This is a genomic window from Acetobacter sp. AN02, assembly GCF_029759835.1.
GTDB lineage: Bacteria > Pseudomonadota > Alphaproteobacteria > Acetobacterales > Acetobacteraceae > Acetobacter.
The window spans coordinates 49,143-69,056 of the sequence record NZ_JAJJND010000002.1 but is presented as its reverse complement, the minus strand read 5'-3'; the positions used below and the strand labels follow the sequence as shown (position 1 = coordinate 69,056).

Here is a 19,914-nt window from a genome sequence, read left to right as displayed (position 1 = left end):
GCAGCGCCGTCAGAATGGCGGCATGACAACAACCGGGTATAGCTTATTCAAACCCAAAAACTGTCCGATCAGACGGGACCACCTCTGACGTTCGAGGCTTTCATTGCCGACAAGGCGTTCGACAGCAATGCGATCATCGCCGCTCTCGACGAACGCGGCGCCAAGGTTGTTATTTCCCGGCATCCAAGGCGCAAACAGCCGCTCATCATCGATCGTGAAATGTATAAGTGGCGTCACCTGATCGAGAACTTCTTTTGTAAACTCAAGGAATTCAAACGCATCGCCATGCGTTCAGACAAGACAGATCAAAGCTTCAGCGCGATGATCTATCTCACCGCAGCCGTTATCCATTCACGATGAATCCCCACAGACCTTAGTCACGGCCTGAAACGCAGCACCTCATATGTCCGGAGCTTTGACCGGGACAAGGCAAACGTTCATACCCTGACATCAGAATTCAGATCGCAGATCAATCGCTGGTTCTCCGTCTCCAACGACACGCGCCTGACCCGGTACGAACGGCAATATGCTGCGACCACACCGACAAGCTGCTCCAATGCGGTGGCGGCCGGGGCAACGGTCAGCTGCGCATCACAGTTCTTCTCGGGCGGAAATCCGGCGCTCCCGTATGGTGCGGGTGGCGGTGTCGGCTATGACCAGAAGGGCTGGGGCGTGCAGAACATCCTGATGGGCAGGGCACAGTTCAGGACCTGGACCATCTCTCACGACATCAAGGCCGGTGTTGATGTCAATTACGTCGACGATAACCGGTATTACGGCTCCTGGACCGGGCGCGTGAACAACCAGTCCATGCGCAGTCCGCAGTATTATTACCCGGGTGTAAATCTGAGTTTTCCCCGCTCCGGTCTGCGTAACTCCACGGCGCGTGATGTCGGTCTGTTCTTCTCAGATCGTATCCGGCTGACGAAACAGATCACTCTGTTCGGAACCGCGCGCTGGGATTCCTTTGAGACGACATACAACTCGGAAGCCGTAACGACGGGCCGGCAGACATCACAGGCCGATCGCTGGAGCCCGTCCGGAAGCATTGTCTATGCCCCGCTGGAGAACGGTTCGTTCTATTTCACCTTCTCCCGTTCCTACAAACCGGTCGGGACCGACATCACAAGTGCAGTCACCAACAACGCCGGTTCGGCGGATGTGGCAAGCAACGACAAATCCCTCCGTCCGCAGCGCAGCGATCTTTATGAATTCGGCACGAAGTGGGACTTCCTTCACAAACGTCTGGGCACGACACTGGCTTTTTTCCAGATCAACGAGAACAACTCTCAGTATTATGACGCCAACGGAGACCTTGCTCTGGGCTTCGGGGATTCAGGATCCGGGCGTCGTATCCGCGGTGTTGAACTCAGCCTGACGGGTAAGATCACGAAAAATTGGGATATATACGGCGGATATTCCTATCTTGACGGAAAGGTGACGCACAGCGCCACGGCACATGGCAACCAGGCTCCCATTGTGTCGCACAATAACTTCTCTGTCTGGTCGAGCTATGATCTGTCCCCTCTGGTGCTCAATCAGGGGTGGGCCAGCCTGAAAGTCGGTGGCGGCGCCCAGTATGCTTCCGGGTACTGGGCCGCGCCTTCCCTCGTGCCGACCTATCGTATGCCCTATAACTTCACGCTCAACGGCATGGTGTCCTGGGAGGTCAGGCATTATCGGGTGTCGTTCAACGGCAATAATATCACGGACCGGGTCAATTACGGCTCATCTTTCAATGGCCGCACCGTGCCGTCCGCCGGTCGTACCTTCCTCGGAAATGTCGGCGTCACGTTCTGAGGCAGGCAACGGGCAGGAAAAGCTGGTTCAGAGCCAGCTTCTGCTTGGACAGATGTTTCTGGACAGGGGAGATCCTGTCCAGGCCTTCTGTCATTTCGAGACTGCTGCCAGAAGCGGCCTGCCGTCTGCCCTCAATATGCTCGGACGTGCCTATGAGCGCGGATGGGGAACGCGGCGCAATCCCTCTCAGGCGGCTGCCTGCTTTGCGGCTGCGGCATCGGGAGGAGACGGATGGGCCATGTTCAACCTCGCGGATCTTTTTCTGACGGGGCAGGGGGTGGACAGGAACCGGCATCAGGCCTGCCTTCTGTATCTTGAAGCTGCAAGGAAGGGTGTTGCCAAGGCTCTGAACATGCTCGGTCTTTTGCATGAAGACGGCATTTCCGGAGAGCCGGATCATGATACCGCCTGGCAGTTTTTCGAAGGGGCTGCGGCAGGAGGTGATCCCTGGGGCAGTCTTAATCTCGGGCGGCTCTGTCTGGCTGCAGGCCGTGCCGGACCGGCTGCCCGGCATATTTCCGATGCGCTGCAGAGCGGTAATCAGGAGGTGAGGGAGGCTGCAGGAAGCCTTCTCTCCGGTGCGGCGGATCACCCCGCTCTCAGGGCGCTGTCCGCCCGGTGCTCATGAAAATTCAGAGGTCGTCCCGGATCTCTTCGTTCCCCATATCTGCCTCGAATACGGCAAAAACCTCTTCCGCCCGGATACCGGCCCGCCGGATGGCAAAGGCGGAGAGGTCGTCCGCCGGAACATAGAGTCCGTCCTCCCGCAGGCTGGAAGGAATCCTGCCTGCGCGCAGTTCTGCAACAGTATCTTCCGAAGCATCCCTGATACGCAGCAGATATTCAGGCCGCGCCTGAACCGCCACGATCTGCCCGCTGTCGAGGAGGAAAACGTCTCCGTGATAGACACGTGTCCTCACCTCAAGATCGACCATAAGGCGGGCACCCGAGGTAAGAAACAGCGTGGCCTGACGCAGGCAGCGTGCCTTCCAGGGCGCGGCCCAGGTGTCGGAGGGAACCCGGCTGTCCCGCAGGCTTGCAGGAATGACTCTGCGGCTTCTCATTGCGGCCGGCTCCCCTTGTATCCGGGAAGGAAAACGCAGAGCATCGGAAAAAGTGGCTTCAGGCTTTCGCAGATCTGATGGCAGTCAGGCGCATGTCTTCGGCGGGAGGGGAGCCGGGTCCTCGGCGGGCCGCTCGCGCGTCCAGTTCTTCCACAGCAGATGCACCGTGGCCATGGCTGCGGGGCCGACAAAAAGACCGAGCAGCCCCCAGGTTTCCACGCCGCCAAGAATACCGAACAGCACCCAGAGGAAAGGAAGCTGTGTGCTGCCGCCGATCAGGGGCGGGCGGATGAAGTGCTCGGCAATAAAAATCACGACAACGCCGATTGCGAAAACCGTAATCCCGTGGGCCACGGCACCGGAGGATGCGGCCATCAGTGCGGCAACGCCGACGGCCAGATAGCCGAAAAAAGGCAGCATGGCCGCAACGGCCGTAATAACCCCGAGAAGGGCCGGATGCGGGATGTCCATGGCGAAATAGACCACGCCCATCAGAAGCCCGTCACCAAAACCCACCAGCACCAGCCCGGCAACGGTGCCGCGAATCGAAGCGGCAATCTGGCGTGCAACAGCTTCCCCGCGTTTGCCGAAAACGCGTCGGGAGGCAATCAGGCACTGATAACGCACCGTATCGCCGTCCTTGAGCAGGAAGAACAGCGTAAGGAGCGAGAAGCAGAACAGCATGCCCCGGTGGACCAGCTCGGAGCCGAGCGTGCGCGTCATCGCCAGACCGCGATCCGTGAGAGATGTCAGAACCTCATGCACGCGCCTGGGATCCGCAAGATTGTTCTGCCACCAGGTCATGATCGTGGCGCGGCCGAACGGAAGGCGCTGCACGATCTCAGGCATCGGCAGCCCCTGCTCCCGGGCAGTTTGTGTCAGGGCAAGAACGCTGTGGGCCTCGCGTGCGGCTTCCATGGCGATCATGATCATCGGCACGAGGAAGATCATGGTCAGGAGCGCGGTTGCGGCCACAGGAAGCAGAAGTCCGCCGGAAGCGCCAGGCCACCGGGCTTTTGCCTTCTCATAAACCGGAGCGGTCGCAACGGCGAAGACGGTGCCCCAGGCCAGGGCCGGAAGAAAATCCCTGATCGTGAAAACCGCGGCAGTCACGCAGACAAGCGCCAGTATTCCCCGCGCCAGACTCTGGCTGCGTCCCGGAAGCGGCGGAACAGGTGGCTGCACGGGGGAATCCCCGGTCTTTTCAGACATAGGAGATCTTTTCCTGAGAAGGTTCCGTACCGGTCCCGGCGGGGAGTGTTCCCCGCCGGGACCGTACTGCTCAGAGAGCGGCGGTCAGCTGCGGGATCACCTCGAAGAGGTCTCCCACCAGACCGTAATCGGCAACCTGGAAGATCGGTGCCTCGGCATCCTTGTTGATTGCCACGATGATCTTGCTGTCCTTCATCCCGGCGAGATGCTGGATCGCACCGCTGATGCCGACGGCAAGGTACAGTTCCGGGGCGACGATCTTGCCGGTCTGACCGACCTGCAGATCATTCGGGGCATATCCCTCATCCACGGCGGCGCGGGATGCGCCGACGGCGGCACCCAGCCTGTCGGCCAGAGGCTCAAGAACGTCATGGAACGCTTCCGAGCCCTTCAGGCCGCGCCCGCCGGAGACGACAATACGCGCCGTATCGAGTTCCGGACGCTCGGACTGCGCTACAGTCACGGAAACGATGCGGGACGCATCGGACGCAGGAGCGGCAGGCATCGGGACGATGGCTGCGGAACCGCCTTCTGCCGGAACCGGCTCGAACGCCGTCGAACGGATGGTCAGCACCTTTTTCGCATCGGAAGAGCACACCGTTGCAAGGGCGTTTCCGGCATAGATCGGGCGGACGAACGTGTCGGAATCCACGACCGCGACCACATCGGGGATGATCTGTACGTCAAGCAGGGCGGCCACGCGGGGCATGATATTCTTGCCCGCAGCCGTCGATGCGGAGACGATGTGATCGTACGCTGTTGCGGATGCGACGATCAGGGACGCAAGCGGCTCGGCCAGTCCCTCTGAGATTTCCTTGCCGGGAGCGTGCAGCACCGTGCGGACGCCGGGGAGTTTCGCCGCAGCCTGTGCGGCGGCCTCGTCTCCGGCGATCAGGACATCGATCTCACCATGTTTCGAGGCTGCAGCAACCGCACTGCGGGAAGCCTGACGGATCTGGCCGGCTTCACTTTCCAGAATGACAAGAACGGCCATGATCAGATCACCTTTGCTTCGTTACGCAGCTTCTCAACCAGCTCGGCAACAGACGCCACCTTCACACCGGGCTTGCGCTCCGACGGCTCGACAACGGACACGACCGTCAGACGGGGCTTGATATCCACCGGCAGCGAGGCGGCGTCGATCGTCTCAAGCGGCTTCTTTTTTGCCTTCATGATGTTCGGCAGGGAGGCATAGCGCGGCTCGTTCAGGCGCAGATCCGCCGTAACGATGGCCGGAAGAGCGATGGAGATCGTCTCGACACCGCCGTCAATCTCGCGCGAGACTTCGGCGCGGCCGTCGGCAATCTCGATTTTGCTGGCGAATGTGGCCTGGGGGCGTCCCAGCAGACCGGCAAGCATCTGGCCGGTCGCATTCATATCATCATCAATCGCCTGCTTGCCGAGGATGATGAGATCCGGATTTTCCCTTCCGACAATCACCTGAAGCAGCTTGGCCACGGCGAGCGGTTCCGGGCTGGTTTCCGTCGTGATCAGGATGCCGCGATCAGCGCCCATGGCCATGGCCGTACGAAGGGTGTCCTGCGCTTTGGGCTCGCCGATCGAGACGGCGATCACTTCAGTCGCAACCCCTTTTTCCTTAAGGCGGACAGCTTCCTCGACGGCGATCTCGTCGAACGGATTCATAGACATTTTCAGCCCGGCGGTCTCCGCACCGGTGCCGTCGGACTTCACCCGCACCTTGATGTTGAAATCGACCACGCGCTTCACGGGGACGAGAATTTTCATGAGCTCTTCCGTCTGCACTTCATGGATGGGTACGCCTTCTCGAAGGAATGCGCCTGAGAATGGCTGTCCGGTCTAGCTCAAACAGGGAGTGGGGTAAATCGGCCCGGTTTCCGTGTGCGGTAAAATCAGGGAAAAAGACCTCATTACAGCCTGATTCCTCTGCTACAGTCCCGCAAGTGCCGGAGCAGTATCTTTCCACAGCGTGGCTTCCCAGTCCGGAATCCGCACATTGACTGCCCGCATTCCCGCAGCCCGGGCCGCCGTAAGTCCCTCGCTGCTGTCCTCGAACACGATGCAGTTCTCGGGAGCGACCTCCAGCATCCGCGCTGCCAGAAGATAAGGGTCTGGCGCGGGCTTGGGCTTCTGGACATCCTCCACCGTCACGATAACGGGGAAGAGATCATGCAGCCCGACCGCCTGCAGGGAGGCCGTCACGACGTCCCGGGGGCCGTTGGAGACCACCGCGACAGGAAGTCTGCCTGCAAATCTGCGGACAATCCGCGTGACGCTGAGCATCTCATCAACGCTTTTCATCCGGGCCAGAACACCCTCGCGGGCATGGCCGAGAAAAGCCGCGTGATCAAAAGAGACGCCGAACTCCCTTTCCACGGTTTCCAGCAGCCGCAGTTCTGACAGCCCGCCCTTATCCCCGAACCAGCCGGGCGGAATATGCAGTCCGGCCAGGGTTTTCAGTGAGTCGAGCCAGGCATCCAGATAGAGCGGCAGACTGTCCACAAGTGTACCGTCGCAATCGAACAGGAGAGCTTCAGGAGCGGGGGCAGACAGGCTCAAGGAAAGGCTGACCGCTGATAATGACCGTCATCCGCCAGACGGCGTAATGGCGTGAACTCCTTGTCCTTGACGGATCTGACATGGACATGAGTGCCGTCAGGATTTTCCACGAAAATCGTGTTGTTCCAGTCTGCGGCGCTGATGCCGGTCCACAGCGTCAGGACGATATCGTCATCCTTCCCGTCAAGCTTTCCGTGCAGATACAGGCGCGCATCACCGCTGGAAGGCGGCGTGTGGGTCAGCGGTCCCCAGCTTTCCTTATGCTGACTGATCCAGTCATTCACGATGGAGATTTCCTGAGCGGACAGATCGCGTTTGTGACGCATCGGTCCGGTCTCGATATATCCCGCCGTGATCTCCGGAAACGTGACAGGCCGGAAATTCGGGATGGCGAAACTCCAGATCGCCAGCGCGCTGACGGAGGTGAAGAGGACAAAAGCGATGACGAAGATAGTTTCCTTGCGCATGTATGGAAAATCCTCAGCCCCGGACGGCCGCGATCACGCGGGCCACCTCGGTATCGGTCAGTTCGGGATGAATCGGTAGAGCCATGATTCGTGTTGAAAGATCCTCAGAGACCGGCAGGGCAGCCCCGTCATGATGAGGACGGTAGGCAGGCTGGCGGTGCAGCGGCATCGGATAATATATTGCAGACGGAACACCGTGTGACTTCAGACGGTCCTGAACGGTCCCGCGCTCCGCCTCATCCCTCAGAAGAACGGCATATACCGCCCAGGCCGAAGCGGAATCCGGAACGCGCCCGGGGATCGTGACGGCACCGGCCAGCCCTGCATCATAGGCCCGGGCAATCTCCTCACGCCGCGCCAGTTCTTCCTCAAAACCGTCCAGCTTGGCCAGAAGAACAGCCGCCTGAAGCGTATCGAGACGGCCGTTCATGCCGGTCCGCAGAACTTCATAGCGGGTCTTGCCTTCCCCGTGTGTCCGCAGGGAGCGGTAAAGTTCGGCCCGCTCCTCATCATCCGTCAGGATCGCACCGCCGTCGCCATAGCCGCCAAGCGGCTTGGAGGGGAAAAAGGAAAGCGTCGTGGCCGTGGCTTCCCGTCCGAGCTTCCTGCCGTGATACGAACCGCCGAATGACTGCGCGCAGTCATCCAGAAGAAACAGCTTCTCCTCCTCCGCAATAGCCCGTAGTTCATCCCAGGGTGCAGGCTGGCCGAACAGGTCAACACCCGTCACGGCCCGCGGCGTGAGCGTTCCGGCCCGCCTTACGTCAGCAATCCGCTGCCGCAGACTCTGCGGATCGATCTGGAAGGTGAGGGGATCGACATCCACGAAGACAGGGGTCGCGCCAAGCACCAGAGGCACTTCCGCCGTTGCGGTATAGGTGAAGGCAGGGAGGAACACCGCGTCTCCGGGACCGATATTTTCCGCCATCATCACGATCTGCAGAGCGTCCGTGCCTGACGACACGCCCACACAGGCTTTTGCTCCGGCAAAGGCGGCCAGACGGTCTTCGAGCTCCTGAACCTCAGGTCCCATGACAAAGCGGCAGTGCTCCAGAACCGTATCGATCCGCTGCCGCAGGGCAGGCCCGATCCGGCGCTGCTGGGCGGCAAGATCAAGAAAGGCGATGGGCCCGGTATGTCCCGTATCGGCGGTCATGAGGCTTTCTGTTCCCTGTCTGTTAAGAAGCCGTGTTCAGGTGACCCGTCTGACGGGAGAGGGCCGTGATCCTGACCGGTCGGGTTATGGGCGAATTCGGGCACGAGACGAGCCAGTTCGGCAAGCGCCCCTGACGCATTGCCGTCATGAGCCAGGCCGGTGATCCTTTCCAGAGCGGAGGTGATACCCTCGCGACTGACCAGACGCGGTGTGGCGACAAGCAGTCCGGCTGCGTCGCTCGGGACGGGCGCTTCCCGGCCGTGAAACAGTTCCTCGAACAGTTTCTCCCCGGGGCGCAGGCCGGTGAAGCGGATTTCCACATCCTCATCCGGCCTCAGACCGGCAAGACGGATGATCCGGCGGGCAAGATCCACGATCCTGACCGGCCTGCCCATATCGAGCACGAAAATCCCGCCCTCGCGCAGCGCCTCGTCAGTTTTCTGTCCGCGCTCGTCCTCCGTACTCTCCGTCGTGCTGCCGTTCAGGCCGCGCACCATGGCCTGAAGCACCAGCCCGACCGCTTCCGGAACGGTCATGAAATAGCGCCGGATTTCCGGATGCGTGACCGTAAGCGGACCGCCCCGGGCAAGCTGATGGCGGAACAGCGGCACCACGGAGCCGTTGGAACCCAGCACGTTGCCGAACCGCACGGTTACGCAGCGCATCGCCCCGGCGACGCCGGATGCGAGAGCCTCCACATCCAGCGCCTGGCAGTACATTTCCGCAACGCGTTTGGAGGCCCCCATGATGCTGGAAGGATTGACGGCCTTGTCCGTGGAAATCAGCAGCATCGCCCGCACGCTGCAACGCGCCGCCGCATCGGCCACGATCCGTGTTCCGGCAATATTGGTCAGCAGACCCTCGCACGGATTTCCCTCCACCAGAGGAACGTGCTTGAGTGCGGCGGCGTGGAACACCAGAGCCGGGCGGAAGCGGGCCATGATCTCATCGACGCGGCCGGCGTCCCGGATATCGGCAATCACGACCTCGCGCGCAATGCCGGGAGCTTTCTCGCCCAGTTCCAGATCGATCTGCCACAGTGCGAACTCACCGTGATCCAGCAGAATCAGCCGCTCCGGCCCGAAACCGGCCACCTGGCGGGCCAGTTCGGAGCCGATCGTCCCGCCGGCCCCGGTCACCAGAACGACCTGATCACGGATCAGACGTCCCATTCCTGCCCGGTCCAGCGGCCATTGCGGACGGTTCAGCAGATCTTCTAGCGCCACCGGCCGCAGAGAAATCTCATCGACCGGGGTGAGAGCCGTCAGAACAGGCGCGCGGCGCACTTCCACGCAGTAGGTTTCCGCAGCCTCCAGCACGCGCTGAAGTCCTTCCCCCCGGAAATCAGGCTCGGTGAGCACGATGCTGTCAGGAAGCGTGCCGGACAGTTTCATCGTTTCCAGAATCGCGGCGATATCGTTGACGTGCCCGAGAATCGGCACGTTGTGGATACGACGGCCGCGCTGATTGGTCCCCTGGCCGATCAGCCCCGTCACTTTCAGTCCGGAAGCCGGATTGCGGCTGATGGCCCGCAGAAACAGATCGGCCACCGTATCGGCCCCGACCAGAACGACCGGCTTCTGCACTGCAGCCCGCGTGCCGATGCCATAAAGCAGACGATAGGCCAGCCGCAGTCCGCCGAGAGAGACGACCAGCAGCAGAAAATAGATGAACGGAAAGGTCGGGCCGGGCAGGGGAAACCCGGTCACGAGCAGCATCACCGTAAAAAGCACTGAACTGGCCACGGAGGCGCCCGCGATGCGCACCAGATCGGCCACGCCGGAAAAGCGCCAGTACTGCTGGGGCATCCGGAATGGCACGCCGCTGACGACCAGAGTGATGGCGCCGCCCGCAACAAACCACAGCGGATGCATCAGCCCATCCTGCGGCGCGGCAAGCCAGCGCGCGACCGGAGCGGCCAGTGCCGCGACAAGGCCGTCAAGCAGGGTGTTGACCATGATCCGGTTATACGGCCGCAGCCGTATCATCAGGGGCATGGTCTCAGGGCGTTGCGATGTCATCACCCTGATCCTATAGCCTGGCACATCGCCTTAAAGAAGGCGGCTCCGACGCCTGCCGTCCGTTATATGGCAGGAAAGCCGCGGAGCATCCGGAGGAAAGACATGAACTCTGAATCCTGGCTGCATTCCGCGCTGCCTGTCCTGATCTGTCCTCTGACAGCCATCGTGTCCGCCGTGCTGGTCCGGATCATGTCACGCGTCGGGATTATGGATGTGCCGGCCGGACGCAGCGCACATGACAGGCCGGTCCCCAAAGGCGGCGGCGTGGGCGTGATGACAGCGCTGCTCGTGTTCCTGCCTGCCCTGCGGATGGTTGCCGGGCTGCCGGTTCTGAGTGCGGATTTCGTCACGCTATGGCTGGCAAGCGCGGGGCTGGCAGCCTTCTCCTGGGCCGACGATGTGTATCAGTGGCCCCCGGCCTCCAAGCTGCTGGCGCAGGCAATTGCGGCGCTGGTCATCGTGGCGGGATCCGGGCTGTCTCCGGCCATGATGGCAGCGGCGTTTCTCTGGCTGATGCTGGCAACCAACGCGATCAATTTCATGGACGGTCTGAACGGACTGATCTCCGGTTCTCTGTTCCTTGCAGGATTCTGTGTCGCCTACCTGACCATTCTGCCCGACCCTTTCTGTGCCGGAGTCGTGCTCGCAGCCGCGCTGGCCGGTTTTCTTCCTTTCAATTTTCCATATGCACGGATTTTTCTCGGAGATGCGGGCAGCCAGGGTATCGGGCTTTTTTTCGCTGCACTGGCTGTCGTGCCGCCAGGGCCGGGATATTTTCCGACGGCAATACTGGTCCCGGCGCTGCTTTCAGGGCTGCTCTATGACGTGCTCTTCACACTCGTCCGCCGGGCCAGAGCCGGGGACCGCCTCATGCAGGCGCATCGGGGGCATCTGTATCAGATCGCCCATCGCGCGGGGATGTCACCGGTGGTCATCACCCTTATTCACTGGGGGTTCGTGCTGTGGGGCGCGATATGCACATATATCGTGGCGCCGGGCTATTCTGCCGCTGAAGCCATGAAACTGATCGCGCTGCTTCTGGTGCCGCAGATTATCTGGACGTTCTGCGCTGCGCGGATAGCGGGCAGAACCCGGGTCGGAAGATGGTAAGGGCGGCTCCCTCAGTAAGGAAAGCCGCCCGTATGTCTCAGAATGTTGTCAGGGCGCGGATACGGCTGCCCTGACGGCGGGGCCGGTCCTGGCTGGTGCCCGGGCTGGCCTCGCGCGGCTTGTCTTTCGGGCCCGTCTTGAGAACGGGCGCGGCGGAAAGTTCTGCCTGCAACTGCGTAATCCGCTTTTTCACACTGTCCCGGAGCGCGGGAGAGGTGTGGGATTTCATCGTTGCCAGAGTTTCCTTCAGATCGCGGAGCTGTTTCTGCTTTTCAGCAAGGGACCGGCGGATCGGCTGATTGTCCGAAAGCTGACCATGAATAGAGCGCATAGAATTACAACCTGTTCAGGCAGGAGATGAGAACCATACCCCTAAGCTGGGGCAGAAAGATGAATCATTCGTTTAAAACGAAAGCCTTCGCGGGTTTATTAACTCCGTGGTCCTGCCGGCCACGCGAGATAGGCACCGCTCCGGAGACGGCCGGATGATCACTCAGTCATTGCGCTTCAGAATATCTCTCAGCGCCACGACAAGTTTTTCACACTGCTCGTCGGTTCCGATGGTGATTCTGAGCCAAGCAGAGGTTCGCGGGCCTTTCAGATGGCGCACGATAACAGCCCTTTCCCTCAGTTGAGCTGCCAGAGCGGCAGCGTCGCGATCACCATGAGAAACGTACACAAAATTCGCGCCCGAGGGCAAGACCCGGAAGCCCAGTTCCTCAAGCAGTCCCGAAAGCCGCTCCCGCGTCGCGATCACTCTGGCGGTTGTCTGCCGGAACCATTCCTCGTCCTCCATCGCCGCTGTGGCTCCGGCCAGAGCCAGCCGGTCAAGCGGATAGGAATTGAAACTGTCCTTCACGCGGACCAGAGCCTCTGTCAGCGACTCATGCCCCATTGCGAAACCCACGCGCAGTCCGGCCAGTCCCCGGGATTTGGAGAAGGTCTGCACGACAAGCAGATTTCTGAACTCCCTGATGAGAGCGGCAGAGGATTCCGCGCCGAAATCCACGTAAGCCTCATCAATCAGCACGACGCGATCAGGAACTGCCCGCAGAAGCTGACGGATTTCGTCCAGGGAAAATATCTGCCCCGTCGGCGCATTGGGACTTGCAAGCACGACACCGCTGCAGGGACCGGAAAAATCCTCCACACGGACCTGCAGATCATCACCGACGGGAATCCGGGTGAAGGGCAGACCGAACAGCTGGCAGTAGACCGGATAGAAGCTGTAGGTCACGTCCGGAAAGAGAACCGGATCACCGTGATCGAAAAAAGCCCTGAAGGCATGAGCCAGAACCTCGTCAGACCCGTTTCCGGTGAAAACCTCGTTCCGCGTCAGGCCATAGCGTGTGGCAATCGCATCACGCAGCGCCACGGCGTCAGGATCGGGATAGAGCTGCAGCTCCCCGGCGGCATCCCGGATGGCCTCGATGGCGCGCGGGGAGGGACCGTAGGGCAGCTCATTCGTGTTCAGTTTGATGAGGTCAGAAATTTTCGGCTGCTCACCGGGCACATAGGGGGTGAGCTGCCCGACGAGCGGGCTCCAGAGAGAATTCATGGTCTTTCCGCAGAGTTACACAGAATCAGGAGGCAAGAAGAGCCGCTGCATCGGAGCGTCCGTGCCGGCTGGCAATATCGGCAGCCGTATGCCCTTCGCCATCCTTGAGCGAGATATCGGCACGGGCATCAAGCAGCAGACGCACCATATCCGTCCGTCCGAACATCGCGGCAAACATCAGCGGCGTCCGGCCGAGGAGATCGGTTGCGTTGACGTCGGCTCCCGCCTCCAGAAGCATCCGCGCAATCTCGGTCTGTCCCTTGAAGGACACGCCGGCCAGCGCCGTAGCACCTTTGACATCACGTCTGTCCGGGTCCGCCCCGGCTGCAAGCAGGGCGCGCGCCGCATCCGCATGGCCGTTATAGGACGAAAGGATCAGGGCCGTATGCCCTTTGCCCGGGCCGGGAATGTTCAGATCGATGCCCGCAGAGATAAATCCGGTAACCAGATCCGTATCCCCGTCGCGCGCGGCATCAAGGAAAAGATCCCTGATCTGCTCGGGGCTGAAGGAAGGGGTGTTATCCTGCCGACTCGCGCTGGCAGTGCTGCTGGTGTTCATAAACGACCGCTCCCCTGATTGTTCTTGCCTTCGGTGCAACACTAGCAGGAACGTGGGGGGAATGTCTCGGTAAACAAGCCGGATGACGGAAAAACGGCGGACCGGCCGGATACCGGGGATCTGCGGAGATTCACATACCTGTGATCAAGGCAACTCCGGCAGGTCAGGCGCTCTCTGGTTCCGACAGGGCCTGCTCAATGACAAAGCTTTGCAGCTGGTCTCTTGCCGATGATGACAAGCGGTGCATAGACTGCGCCCGAACCGGCCCGGGCGAGGGGATGTCCCTCTCCCGCCATAATAAGCCGATAGCAAATCCGGAGGTTCTCCATGCCTTTCAGTCTTAATTCTGTCTGCCGAGCGCCGGAAACCGGCAGTTCCTCCGGAAATGCGGATATGGACCGTCTTGCCATCAATACGATCCGCACGCTCTCGATGGATGCGGTCCAGAAAGCAAACTCAGGTCACCCGGGAACGGCCATGGCGCTGGCTCCCGTTGCCTATACGCTGTGGCAGGATGTTCTGGATTATGATCCGGCCGATCCGCTGTGGCCGGGCCGTGACCGCTTCGTTCTGTCCGTCGGCCACGTGTCGATGCTGATCTACTCCCTGATCTATATTTCAGGCGTGAAAGAGGTCACGCACGGAAAGGTCACGGGCAAGCCGTCCCTGACGCTTGAGGATCTGAAAAACTTTCGCCAGCTCGACTCGAAAACCCCCGGGCATCCCGAATACGGGCACACGAGCGGCGTGGAGACCACCACGGGTCCGCTCGGTCAGGGCTGCGCGAACTCCGTCGGTATGGCGATTGCCGGAAAATGGCTTTCCGCTCGCTATGACCGCCCCGGTTTCTCCCTGTTTGATTATCACGTCTGGTCGATCTGCGGCGATGGCGACATGATGGAAGGCGTGGTCAGCGAGGCTGCATCAACCGCCGGTCATCTCAGACTGGGCAATCTGACCTGGATTTATGACAGCAACCGGATTTCCATTGAAGGCTCCACCGATATCGCCCTGACGGAAAACGTGGCGGAGCGGTTCCGGGCCTATGGCTGGCATGTTTCCGAGCTTGAGGATGCGAACGATACGGCCGGATTCCTCAGTCTTGCTGAAAAAGCAAAAAAGGAAACCGATCGTCCGAGCCTGATCATCGTAAAATCCGTGATCGGCTACGGCGCGCCCGGCAAGGCAGGCACCGCATCCGCACATGGTGAGCCGCTGGGTGATGAGGAAATCCGCGGGGCCAAGAAGGTCTATGGCTGGCCGGAAAACGAGCAGTTCTTCGTGCCTGACGGCGTGCTTGATCACGTGCAGCAGGGCCTGGGCGCGCGCGGCGCAAGGAAAAGCAGCGAGTGGAAAGAGAAATTCGCGGCCTACGGCAAGGAATATCCTGATCAGGCAAAGGAAATCAGCCTGATCCTCTCGCACGAGCTTCCCCAGGGATGGGATTCTGAAATTCCGGTCTACCCGGCAGATGCCAAGGGCGTGGCGTCCCGCCAGAGCTCCGGAGAGGTGCTCAATGCCGTTGCGAAGAAGCTGCCCTGGCTGATCGGCGGTTCCGCGGATCTTGCGCCTTCGACCAAAACCCTCATCAAAGGCGCGGAGTCCTTCCAGCCGGAAGCCTGGGGCGGGGCCTATTCAGGCCGCAACCTGCATTACGGCGTGCGCGAACATGCGATGGGCGCCATCGTCAACGGCATCACGCTTTCGGGAATCCGGGGCTATGGCGCAGGCTTCCTGATTTTCTCCGACTATATGAAGCCGCCGATCCGTCTCGCGGCGCTGATGAACCTGCCGTCTCTTTTCATCTTCACGCATGATTCCATCGGCGTGGGAGAGGACGGCCCGACGCATCAGCCGATCGAGCAGCTGGCCCAGCTTCGCGCCACCCCGAATGTCGTGACCTTCCGCCCGGGTGATGCGAACGAGGTTGCAGAAGCCTGGCGCGTGCTGATCAGCACAAAGGACAAGCCCTCGGTGCTGGCTCTCAGCCGTCAGAACCTTCCGACGCTGGATCGCACGAAATACGCACCGGCCAGCGGTGTCGCGAAAGGGGCTTATGTCCTGGCAGACAGCGGAAAGACGCCGTCCGTCATTCTGATCGCCACGGGCAGCGAGCTTGGCATCACTGTCGAGGCCTATGAAAAACTGGTGGCCGAGGGCGTTGCTGCACGTATCGTCTCGATGCCGAGCCAGGAACTGTTCAACGCGCAGCCGGAAAGCTACCGCAATGAGGTTCTGCCGCCGAAAGTGACGGCCCGCGTGGCGGTCGAGGCAGGCTCCTCGTTCGGCTGGCACCGCTATGTCGGTCTGACGGGCGAGATCGTCGGAATGGACGGTTTCGGCGCGTCGGCCCCTGCGGGTGCCCTGATGAAAAAATTCCGCTTCACGACAGAAGCCGTCATCGCCGCGGCAAAACGCCAGATCGCGCTCTGATCGCACGATATAAAATCCCAACTGACATCGGGCTGCCGGTTTCTTGCCGGCAGCCGCCATCAAGAAAAAATCGATAACAGCAAAAATAACGGACACAACAGAGGAGATACGAAAATGACAGCCAAATCCGCTCAGGGTGCCAACCCTCTGGCGCGTCTGTCTGATTTCGGTCAGTCCCCGTGGCTGGATTTCGTCCGTCGCGCCTATACCGAGGGCGGCGAGATGGAAAAGCTGATCACCGAGGACGGCGTGAAGGGCGTGACCTCCAACCCGGCCATATTCCAGAAAGCCATGGGCGAAGGCACGGAATATGACACGCAGATCCGCGAGATTCTCGGCAGGGAGATCGTCTCTCCCGGACGTCTTTATGAACTGCTCGCAATTGACGATATCCGCGCCGTCGCGAAACTTCTCCGCCCCGTCTTCAAAGAGACCGGAGGGCTGGACGGGTATGTCAGCCTTGAGGTGTCCCCCTATCTCGCGCGTGATACCGAAGGCACGATTGAGGAAGCCGGTCGCCTGTGGAACGAGGTGAACGAACCCAATCTGATGATCAAGATTCCGGGAACGGCTGAAGGCGTCCCGGCGATCCGTAAAAAAATTGCAGATGCCGTCAATATCAATGTCACGCTGCTGTTTTCCCAGCAGTCCTACAAGGATGTTGTGGAGTGCTGGCTGTCCGGTCTGGAAGATCGCCTGGCCGCCGGAAAGAAAATCTCCGGCATTGCGTCCGTAGCCTCGTTCTTTGTCAGCCGCATCGACGCCAAGATTGATGCCGAAATTGACCGCCGCGTGAAGGCGGGCGATCCGGAATCCGAAAAACTCAAGGCTCTGCGCGGTAAGGTCGCGATCGCCAACGCCAGAATGGCCTATCAGTACTGGCTGGACGTGATGAAAAGCGCCCGATGGGAAAAACTCAAGGCAGAAGGCGCGCAGCCCCAGCGTCTGCTCTGGGCTTCGACGGGCGTTAAGGACAAGGCCTACAGCGACGTCCTTTACATTGAGGAACTGATCGGCCCGGAGACGGTCAATACCATCCCGCCCGCGACGCTGGACGCCTTCCGCGATCATGGCACGCCGAAACGGTCTCTGGATCAGGGGGTTGAGGAAGCAAAGCACGTCCTGGCTGAGGCAGAGCGTCTGAAACTCGATCTCGACGGTGTTACGGATGTGCTCGTCAAGGAAGGCGTATCCTCCTTTGCCGATGCCTTCGACACGCTGCTCGGCTCCGTTGCGGAAAAGCAGGAGAAGTTTCTCGGAGACAAGCTGACCGGCACGAAGCTTTCTCTGCCGGACGACCTCGCGGCCGCTGTAAAGGACGGTCTGGAAAGCTGGCGAAAAGACGGTGCCATCCGCAAACTCTGGGCAAAGGATGCCTCCGTCTGGACCGGCGCGGACGAGGCGAAATGGTTGAAATGGCTCGATATCGTTGACGATCGCCTCGCGCATGTCAGCGAACTGGAAGCCTTCCAGGCCGAGGTGAAAAAGCGCGGCTTCAGCCAGATTCTCCTGCTTGGCATGGGCGGCTCAAGCCTCGGCCCGGAAGTGCTGGCCATGACGTTCGGCAAGCATGAGGGCTACGGCCATCTCTATGTGCTCGACAGCACGGACCCGCAGCAGATCGCCACGTTTGAGAAGAAAATCGATCCGGCGAAAACGCTGTTCATCGTCTCGTCCAAATCCGGTGGAACGCTGGAGCCCAACATCCTCCTGTCCTATTTCTTCGATCTCGCGAAAAAAGCTGTCGGAGACAAGGTCGGTTCCCATTTCGTCGCGGTCACGGATCCGGGATCGAATATGGAGAAGCGGGCGAAACAGGACGGCTTCTGGAAAATCTTCTACGGAGAGAAGGAAATCGGCGGCCGCTACTCCGTCCTGTCCGATTTCGGCCTCGTCCCGGCGGCTGCTTCCGGCGTGCCCGTAAAAGCTTTCCTCGAGGATGCGCTGCGCGGCGTGAAGGCGTGTGATGCCAGCGTGCCGCCGGCCATCAATCCCGGCGTGCTGCTGGGCACCGTATTCGGTGTTGCCGCAACGAAATTCGGCCGTGACAAGATCACGATCATCGCCACGCCGAAGGTGAAGGATTTCGGCGCATGGGCCGAGCAGCTGATTGCCGAGTCCACCGGAAAATCCGGCAAGGGTCTGATCCCCATTGATGACGAGACGCTGGCCGGACCGGCGCATTACGGCAAGGATCGCCTGTTCGTCTATATCCGTCTCGCGACAGAGCACATGCACGAGCAGGATGAGGCCGTAAAAACGCTGATCGAGGCCGGGCAGCCGGTCGTCACGATCACGCTGCATGCACCCCGGCAGATCGCCCAGGAATTCTTCCGCTGGGAGATCGCAACGGCGGTCGCCGGTGCGTTCCTCGGGATCAATCCCTTCGATCAGCCGGATGTGGAGGCCAGCAAGGTCGGAACGAAAAAACTGACCACGGCGTATAACGAAACCGGCAGCCTGCCCGAGGAAAAGCCGTTTGCAACCGACGGTGCGCTCAGCTTCTTTGCCGATCCGAAAAATGCCGGGGCACTTGCCGGAAAAACGGCAAAGGATATCCTGGGTGCGCATTTCTCCCGGGTGAAGGCGGGTGACTACGTTGCCCTGCTGGCCTATATCGAGCGCGATCACGCCACATGCGAGTGGATCCAGCACACGCGCCTTGCAATCCGCGACGCGAAGAAGGTGGCGAGCGCCGCAGAGTTCGGTCCGCGGTTCCTGCACTCGACCGGGCAGGCCTATAAGGGCGGGCCGGACAGCGGCGTGTTCCTGCAGATCACAGCTGAGGATGCGAAAGACCTCGAGGTCCCGGGCGAGCGTTTCAGCTTTGGCGTCGTGAAAGCCGCACAGGCACGCGGGGATTTTGACGTTCTGGCAGAACGCGGCCGCCGTGCGCTGCGAGTACATATTACAGGTGACCTGAAAGCCGGATTGCAGACCCTGTCTGCGGCAATCCGGTCCGTTCTGTGAAAGTGGAGGACAGAAAGATGCAGATTGGTATCGTCGGGCTCGGACGGATGGGCGGCAATATTGCCGTCCGGCTGAGCCGTCACGGACATGATGTCGTTGTCTATGACCGCTCGGAAGAAGCAACGTCAAAAACCGTCGGAGCTGCGGAGAAAGGCAAGGCCGTCGCCGCTTCGGGTTATGAGGACGTGGTCTCGAAACTTTCCGGCGGACGCAGGATCGTCTGGCTGATGCTTCCGGCAGGTGAAATCACGGAAGTCGCCGTGCAGGAGTTCGGAAAGCTCCTTGGCAAGGATGATATCCTCATCGATGGCGGCAATACCTATTACAAGGATGATATCCGCCGAGCAGCGGAACTCAGCGAGCGCGGTATTCACTATATCGATGTCGGTACCTCAGGCGGCGTCTGGGGTCTGGATCGCGGCTATTGTATGATGTTCGGCGGAACGAAGGATGCGGCCGAGCATATCGACCCGATCCTCTCCGCGCTTGCACCGGGCAAGGGAGATATCCCCGTCACGCCGGGACGCGACAGCTCGGACCTCGATCCGCGTGCCGAGCAGGGATATCTCTATTGCGGACCCGCCGGTTCGGGCCATTTCGTGAAAATGGTCCATAACGGCATCGAATACGGCATGATGCAGGCCTTCGCGGAAGGCTTTGATGTCATGAAAAGCAAGGACTCCCCGCTTCTGCCGGAAGATCAGCGCTTTTCCCTGAACATGGCCGACATCGCGGAAGTCTGGCGTCGCGGCAGCGTCGTTTCCTCCTGGCTGCTGGACCTTACGGCACAGGCCATGGCCTCGGACGGTGATCTGGCGAAATTCTCAGGTAAGGTCAGCGATTCCGGAGAGGGCCGCTGGACGATCGAGGCCGCGATTGAGGAAGACGTGCCGGTTCCGGTCATGACGGCAGCGCTGTTCACACGCTTCCGCTCGCGCACCGACAACACCTATGCGGAAAAGGTTCTCTCCGCGATGCGCTTCGGTTTCGGCGGTCATCTCGAAAAGAAATAAGGCGAAAGACTGA

Annotated in this window: 19 protein-coding genes; 7 read left to right on the top strand and 12 right to left on the bottom strand. The window is 60.6% G+C overall.

Going from position 1 to position 19,914, the window contains the following annotated elements; translation table 11 throughout:
- Window positions 1-9: 9 nt before the first annotated feature.
- Complete coding sequence (locus LOC54_RS00690) at window positions 10-237, bottom strand: hypothetical protein (RefSeq protein ID WP_279311893.1); 228 nt, start codon at window positions 235-237, stop codon at window positions 10-12.
- Here LOC54_RS00690 and LOC54_RS12310 point away from each other — a divergent pair.
- The 3 genes from LOC54_RS12310 to LOC54_RS00680 are packed head-to-tail and all read left to right on the top strand — an operon-like array spanning window position 133 to window position 2,428.
- Window positions 133-360, top strand: a complete 228-nt coding sequence (locus tag LOC54_RS12310) for a transposase (protein ID WP_408740265.1) — start codon at window positions 133-135, stop codon at window positions 358-360. The genes LOC54_RS00690 and LOC54_RS12310 overlap by 105 nt on opposite strands.
- The gene (locus LOC54_RS00685; protein WP_347709374.1) at window positions 361-1,800 is read left to right on the top strand and encodes a TonB-dependent receptor domain-containing protein; all 1,440 of its coding nucleotides are present in this window, start codon (window positions 361-363) and stop codon (window positions 1,798-1,800) included.
- Complete coding sequence (locus LOC54_RS00680; RefSeq protein ID WP_279311891.1) at window positions 1,781-2,428, top strand: tetratricopeptide repeat protein; 648 nt, start codon at window positions 1,781-1,783, stop codon at window positions 2,426-2,428. The genes LOC54_RS00685 and LOC54_RS00680 overlap by 20 nt, the downstream gene beginning before the upstream one ends.
- A gap of 4 nt (window positions 2,429-2,432) precedes the next feature.
- Here the strand turns inward: LOC54_RS00680 and LOC54_RS00675 are convergent, their stop codons facing one another.
- From LOC54_RS00675 to LOC54_RS00640, 8 genes are all read right to left on the bottom strand, one after another.
- The gene (locus LOC54_RS00675; protein ID WP_279311890.1) at window positions 2,433-2,864 is read right to left on the bottom strand and encodes a hypothetical protein; all 432 of its coding nucleotides are present in this window, start codon (window positions 2,862-2,864) and stop codon (window positions 2,433-2,435) included.
- 84 nt (window positions 2,865-2,948) lie between these two features.
- On the bottom strand, window positions 2,949-4,076 hold the full coding sequence (locus tag LOC54_RS00670) for an AI-2E family transporter (RefSeq protein ID WP_279311889.1): 1,128 nt from the start codon (window positions 4,074-4,076) through the stop codon (window positions 2,949-2,951).
- Between the two features lie 70 nt (window positions 4,077-4,146).
- Window positions 4,147-5,070, bottom strand: a complete 924-nt coding sequence (locus LOC54_RS00665; RefSeq protein WP_279311888.1) for an FAD-binding protein — start codon at window positions 5,068-5,070, stop codon at window positions 4,147-4,149.
- 2 nt (window positions 5,071-5,072) lie between these two features.
- Entirely contained in the window at window positions 5,073-5,822 is a 750-nt protein-coding gene (locus tag LOC54_RS00660) for an electron transfer flavoprotein subunit beta/FixA family protein (RefSeq protein ID WP_279311887.1), read from the bottom strand.
- Between the two features lie 162 nt (window positions 5,823-5,984).
- Window positions 5,985-6,614: an HAD family phosphatase gene (locus LOC54_RS00655; RefSeq protein ID WP_279311886.1), complete on the bottom strand. Its 630-nt coding sequence runs from the start codon at window positions 6,612-6,614 to the stop codon at window positions 5,985-5,987.
- Window positions 6,611-7,081 carry a hypothetical protein gene (locus tag LOC54_RS00650; protein WP_279311885.1) on the bottom strand — a complete coding sequence of 157 codons (471 nt, stop codon included), beginning with the start codon at window positions 7,079-7,081 and terminating at the stop codon, window positions 6,611-6,613. The genes LOC54_RS00655 and LOC54_RS00650 overlap by 4 nt, the downstream gene beginning before the upstream one ends.
- A gap of 13 nt (window positions 7,082-7,094) precedes the next feature.
- Window positions 7,095-8,237 (bottom strand): DegT/DnrJ/EryC1/StrS family aminotransferase, encoded by a 1,143-nt coding sequence (locus tag LOC54_RS00645; protein ID WP_279311884.1) that lies wholly within the window; start codon window positions 8,235-8,237, stop codon window positions 7,095-7,097.
- Window positions 8,234-10,258: a nucleoside-diphosphate sugar epimerase/dehydratase gene (locus tag LOC54_RS00640; protein ID WP_279311883.1), complete on the bottom strand. Its 2,025-nt coding sequence runs from the start codon at window positions 10,256-10,258 to the stop codon at window positions 8,234-8,236. Before LOC54_RS00640 ends, LOC54_RS00645 begins: the two co-directional genes overlap by 4 nt.
- Window positions 10,259-10,360: 102 nt before the next feature.
- Between LOC54_RS00640 and LOC54_RS00635 the strand changes: the two genes are divergently transcribed.
- The gene (locus tag LOC54_RS00635) at window positions 10,361-11,368 is read left to right on the top strand and encodes a UDP-phosphate alpha-N-acetylglucosaminephosphotransferase (RefSeq protein WP_279311882.1); all 1,008 of its coding nucleotides are present in this window, start codon (window positions 10,361-10,363) and stop codon (window positions 11,366-11,368) included.
- A gap of 37 nt (window positions 11,369-11,405) precedes the next feature.
- Here LOC54_RS00635 and LOC54_RS00630 read toward each other — a convergent pair whose 3' ends face one another.
- The 3 genes from LOC54_RS00630 to LOC54_RS00620 all read right to left on the bottom strand — a co-directional run bounded on the left by LOC54_RS00630 (window position 11,406) and on the right by LOC54_RS00620 (window position 13,485).
- Window positions 11,406-11,699 carry a hypothetical protein gene (locus LOC54_RS00630; RefSeq protein WP_279311881.1) on the bottom strand — a complete coding sequence of 98 codons (294 nt, stop codon included), beginning with the start codon at window positions 11,697-11,699 and terminating at the stop codon, window positions 11,406-11,408.
- A 162-nt stretch (window positions 11,700-11,861) separates the two neighbouring features.
- Complete coding sequence (hisC, locus tag LOC54_RS00625; protein WP_279311880.1) at window positions 11,862-12,926, bottom strand: histidinol-phosphate transaminase; 1,065 nt, start codon at window positions 12,924-12,926, stop codon at window positions 11,862-11,864.
- A gap of 25 nt (window positions 12,927-12,951) precedes the next feature.
- Window positions 12,952-13,485, bottom strand: a complete 534-nt coding sequence (locus tag LOC54_RS00620) for an ankyrin repeat domain-containing protein (protein WP_279311879.1) — start codon at window positions 13,483-13,485, stop codon at window positions 12,952-12,954.
- A gap of 327 nt (window positions 13,486-13,812) precedes the next feature.
- Between LOC54_RS00620 and tkt the strand changes: the two genes are divergently transcribed.
- The 3 genes from tkt to gnd all read left to right on the top strand — a co-directional run bounded on the left by tkt (window position 13,813) and on the right by gnd (window position 19,901).
- Window positions 13,813-15,918, top strand: a complete 2,106-nt coding sequence (gene tkt, locus LOC54_RS00615; protein WP_279311878.1) for a transketolase — start codon at window positions 13,813-13,815, stop codon at window positions 15,916-15,918.
- 114 nt (window positions 15,919-16,032) lie between these two features.
- Window positions 16,033-18,888, top strand: coding sequence for a bifunctional transaldolase/phosoglucose isomerase (locus LOC54_RS00610; protein WP_279311877.1), 2,856 nt, complete (start codon window positions 16,033-16,035; stop codon window positions 18,886-18,888).
- A 17-nt stretch (window positions 18,889-18,905) separates the two neighbouring features.
- Entirely contained in the window at window positions 18,906-19,901 is a 996-nt protein-coding gene (gnd, locus tag LOC54_RS00605; protein WP_279311876.1) for a phosphogluconate dehydrogenase (NAD(+)-dependent, decarboxylating), read from the top strand.
- Window positions 19,902-19,914: the final 13 nt, after the last annotated feature.